Genomic DNA, 3,516 nt, shown 5'->3' with positions numbered 1-3,516 from the left:
GGTTCAGCGGCAATAACAATATCGAGATCGCTATAGTTATCCATCGAGTCGGAGGCGAAAGATCCGCTGGCACCAATGCCAACAATACGAGGATCAGCAGAAAAAACGCGGATAATGTCGTCCAATAGCTGCTTATGGGCTTGAGGAAGGGATTTTGGGTATTTCATATTTTACCTAATCAGTTATGACGAAAGCCGAAGTACGGCCCACTGCGGTAAAATCAGCGCAGCATTACAGAATGCCAGAGACACATTTACTAAGAAAGCAGAATTTGTAGTACCACGTTCAACGAGGTCCACTTATCTTTAACGCACTGTTTCTCAGCCATAATGTGTGGCTAATGCAGTAGACTTTGCTGATAAGAAATTGTCGGAAAATGGCAGAAAATAATAAAGGTTTAACGGAACGAGATGGCAAATTTAGCCCTGTTTGATTTTGACGGTACTATCACAAACGACGATTGTTTTACCGCGTTTGTGCTGTTTGCTACATCCAAAAAACGGAAGTGTTTGGGTTTTGCGCTTATTTGGCCTGTGGTTATGTTCCACAAATTAGGCTTATTGCCTGCAAGCCTGACTCGGCCAGTGGTGGCAAAGGCGGCGTTTTGGCGACGAAGTGTAAAGAGTGTGGATGCACAAGCGCAGCAGTTTGTTGATGAATATATCAGCGGAGTTATTCGTCCTGAGGCGGAAAGTACGTTGAAATGGCACAAAGCACAGGGAGACGTCATCTATCTCGTGTCTGCGTCGTTGAGCCCGTATTTAACCATTTGGTGCCGACAGCAAGGCGTACATTTGCTATGCAGTGATCTTGAAAAACGAGATGGCCGATACACGGGCCGCTACGTTTCAGGCGATTGCAGCAAAGAAAGAAAAGCGCTCAAGGTTAAAAACAGTATAGATTTATCGCAGTATTCTTCGATATACGCCTATGGTGATACCAAGGAAGATCTCGCGCTACTGGCGTTGGCCGACCATAAATACATGTGTTGGAAACTGATCGACTAGCCCTCTTTGAAAGCCAAGACACGTTTTCCTATCCAATGGAATCCACCACGATAGCCAACCAAAGCCGTCAGAATTAGCAAGCACCCCATTATTTTTTGTGGCGGCATAGGTTCGTTGTACCAGAGAACACTGAAGATCACGGTGAATATGGGCTCCAATATCATGATAAATGCTGCATTTGTTGCGGTTGTCCCTTTCTGACCGCGTGTTTGGCAGATGAACCGCAGACACGTTGCGAGGACGATACTCATGCTAAACCACGCCCAAATGGAAGGACTGATACTGGCTGGCATCTCTTCAAATAGAAGGGAAAGGCTAAGCCCAAGGATGCCGGTCACGAAAAGTTGAATACATGTGAGCAGGGTGGTCGGAAGGGTCTTAGCTATACGGCTCACAATGTTGAATTGAAACGCAAAGGTAAAGGCAGAAAGCAAAAACCAAAGTTGACTAGTTGCCAGTGCCCAGCCATTTGCGAGAGATAAAAAGCCAAGCCCAGAAAGTGCGATAGGTAGAGCGATCCAAAATGAAGAGCTGGGTGGTTGCTTGAAAAGGAGCCAACCGATAAGAGGCACAAAGAGCAAGGTTAAGCTCATGATAAACGCGCCTTCCCCCAACGTGTTGCTGATGGACAAGGAGTAAATCCAAAGCAATATTGCTGTTGCCAGTAATACGCCGCATCCGAGTGCTTTGCGCAGGTCATCGATAGACGCGGTAAGAAGGTCTTTATAGCAAAGAGGAAGAAGTAGTAAAGATGCGAGGAAAAAACGTGAGCCAAGAAATGCGAATGTGGGCATCTCGGCGAGGGATTCCTTACTGAAAATCCATCCGCCAGCGGCGAGTATCGTGGTGAGTACGAGTAATAGTTCCGCGCGTCTGTCAGTCATTCTATTCCTTGTATTTAAGTTGCTTTCCTAGTCCCCTGTGGTTAGGTCTAGTCTTACCAACCCTTGCATTGTTCCACTGGCTAGTAACACGTTCAACCTGTTAGTTTTGCGGTATTGCACAAGCCTGTAATGCAACCATGTAACAAAAGGCGGATGGTTCACAGTACCACGTGGCACACGGTATGTTTGTTAACAGCGGTAGATACGTTCTTAACTGTGTTTTATCAATGGAGGATAAGCAATGAAAATGACGGACATGCCTTTCAACGTTACTGATTGGGAAACCATTGAACCAACAAAGCATCACGGGGATTCGGGGTATGCACTGTGGCGAACCAAACACTTTGGTGATATCCGAGTCAGAATCGTGGAATATTCCCCCGGTTATTTGGCGGATCACTGGTGTTCTAAAGGCCATGTACTCTTTTGTCTTTCCGGTGAACTTTCTACCGAACTCGACGATGGCAGTATCCATGTACTGAAACCGGGCATGAGCTATCAAGTTGCGGATAACGCGGAAGCGCATCGTTCTTTTACCAAAGAAGGTGCGAAACTGTTTGTGGTTGATTAGAGGCTGACATGCTGTTGCCGTTCGCTTCATGGTTCTGTGAAGTGATCCTGAGATCGAACGCCTTGTTATTTTGGTTTAGTAAGTTAAATGGTTTACTTAGCTGGTGTGACAACGGGAGATGGCGATGAAGAGTTATTTTGAGCATGCAAATATACAAATTTCCGATCCAAAAGCATCGATTCACTTTTTGACTTCTGCGATACCAAACTGGTCAATACGAGGCCAAGGCGACCTTGATTGGTTTGGGAAACCTGTTGTTTGGTATCACGTGGGTGATGATGACTCGTATGTGACATTACAAAGTGGCGGTGAAGGTGAAATCGGTGACTGGAAAGAACACTGGGCGGGCGTGAAGCACCTAGGTATCGTGGTACCCAGCGTTGACGATGTTATCGAACGGTTAACCTCGGCTGGCTATGAAATCGATCATATGGGGGGTGAGCACCCGCATCGTAAGAGTGTCTATTACATTGATGGTAACAACCTAGAGTTTGAATTCATCGAATATCTTTCAACTAACCCCGCAAAGAGAAATGACTATCTGTTGTAATTCGATGGGTAAGGGCTGCCGTTGGTCAGAAAGGCTGGAATTTGCATGACGGAGCACGCAGTTCGATGATGTGTTGATAGTCATGTAAATTCCTTCAATTAGAATCCTCGCTTTCCCGATAAGGAAATAGGATGTCTAACGGAAAGCTTTCCATCGCGCTTTGTCAGTTTCACCCTTCTAAAGGCGATATGCTCGCCAACTTCGCCAAGCACAAAACCCTCATAGAACAAGCTGCCGAACAAGGCGCGAACTTGGTTGTTTTTCCGGAGTTATCGTTAACAGGTTATGAGCCTCAACTGCTTAAACTGAATGCAATTGTTGAGAGAGGCGAAATAGAAAACGCATTTGCTGAGTTAGCCAAAGAATGTGGTGTGACTATTATCGCAGGTGTGCCACTTCAAAGCGGTGCCAATAGGCTTTGTTGCTTAATTCGGTTGGAAGACATGGCAGCCTAAAGTTGTTCGGTTCTTAAGCAATATACTGAGTTTCAGGCATACCCAGTCC

General features: G+C 45.9%; 5 protein-coding genes and 1 pseudogene. 4 read left to right on the top strand and 2 right to left on the bottom strand.

Annotated features, from left to right (window positions below):
- Positions 1-167: pseudogene (locus B5D35_RS25145) on the bottom strand (oxalate:formate antiporter); the annotation flags it as partial.
- Positions 168-410: 243 nt separating this feature from the next.
- On the opposite strand from B5D35_RS25145, the gene B5D35_RS23095 reads away from it, so the two are divergent.
- Entirely contained in the window at positions 411-1,007 is a 597-nt protein-coding gene (locus tag B5D35_RS23095) for an HAD family hydrolase (RefSeq protein WP_078754751.1), read from the top strand.
- Here B5D35_RS23095 and B5D35_RS23090 read toward each other — a convergent pair.
- Complete coding sequence (locus B5D35_RS23090; protein ID WP_078754750.1) at positions 1,004-1,891, bottom strand: DMT family transporter; 888 nt, start codon at positions 1,889-1,891, stop codon at positions 1,004-1,006. The genes B5D35_RS23095 and B5D35_RS23090 overlap by 4 nt on opposite strands.
- Before the next feature lie 241 nt (positions 1,892-2,132).
- On the opposite strand from B5D35_RS23090, the gene B5D35_RS23085 reads away from it, so the two are divergent.
- The 3 genes from B5D35_RS23085 (at position 2,133) to B5D35_RS23075 (ending at position 3,467) form a co-directional block, all read left to right on the top strand.
- The gene (locus B5D35_RS23085; protein ID WP_078754749.1) at positions 2,133-2,462 is read left to right on the top strand and encodes a DHCW motif cupin fold protein; all 330 of its coding nucleotides are present in this window, start codon (positions 2,133-2,135) and stop codon (positions 2,460-2,462) included.
- Positions 2,463-2,586: 124 nt separating this feature from the next.
- On the top strand, positions 2,587-3,012 hold the full coding sequence (locus B5D35_RS23080; protein ID WP_078754748.1) for a VOC family protein: 426 nt from the start codon (positions 2,587-2,589) through the stop codon (positions 3,010-3,012).
- A gap of 131 nt (positions 3,013-3,143) precedes the next feature.
- Complete coding sequence (locus tag B5D35_RS23075) at positions 3,144-3,467, top strand: carbon-nitrogen hydrolase family protein (protein ID WP_078754747.1); 324 nt, start codon at positions 3,144-3,146, stop codon at positions 3,465-3,467.
- Positions 3,468-3,516 lie beyond the last annotated feature (49 nt).

This window comes from Enterovibrio nigricans DSM 22720, from assembly GCF_900167155.1.
Lineage (GTDB): Bacteria > Pseudomonadota > Gammaproteobacteria > Enterobacterales > Vibrionaceae > Enterovibrio > Enterovibrio nigricans.
Note: the sequence above shows the minus strand (reverse complement) of the source record. Positions and strands in the feature narration are given on the sequence as shown.

Bases quoted from the DNA above. Each gene is read 5' to 3' on its own strand.
- B5D35_RS23095 (WP_078754751.1), top strand. From the start codon at position 411: ATGGCAAATTTAGCCCTGTTTGATTTTGACGGTACTATCACAAACGAC.
- B5D35_RS23080 (WP_078754748.1), top strand. From the start codon at position 2,587: ATGAAGAGTTATTTTGAGCATGCAAATATACAAATTTCCGATCCAAAA.
- B5D35_RS23090 (WP_078754750.1), bottom strand. From the start codon at position 1,891: ATGACTGACAGACGCGCGGAACTATTACTCGTACTCACCACGATACTC.
- B5D35_RS23085 (WP_078754749.1), top strand. From the start codon at position 2,133: ATGAAAATGACGGACATGCCTTTCAACGTTACTGATTGGGAAACCATT.
- B5D35_RS23075 (WP_078754747.1), top strand. From the start codon at position 3,144: ATGTCTAACGGAAAGCTTTCCATCGCGCTTTGTCAGTTTCACCCTTCT.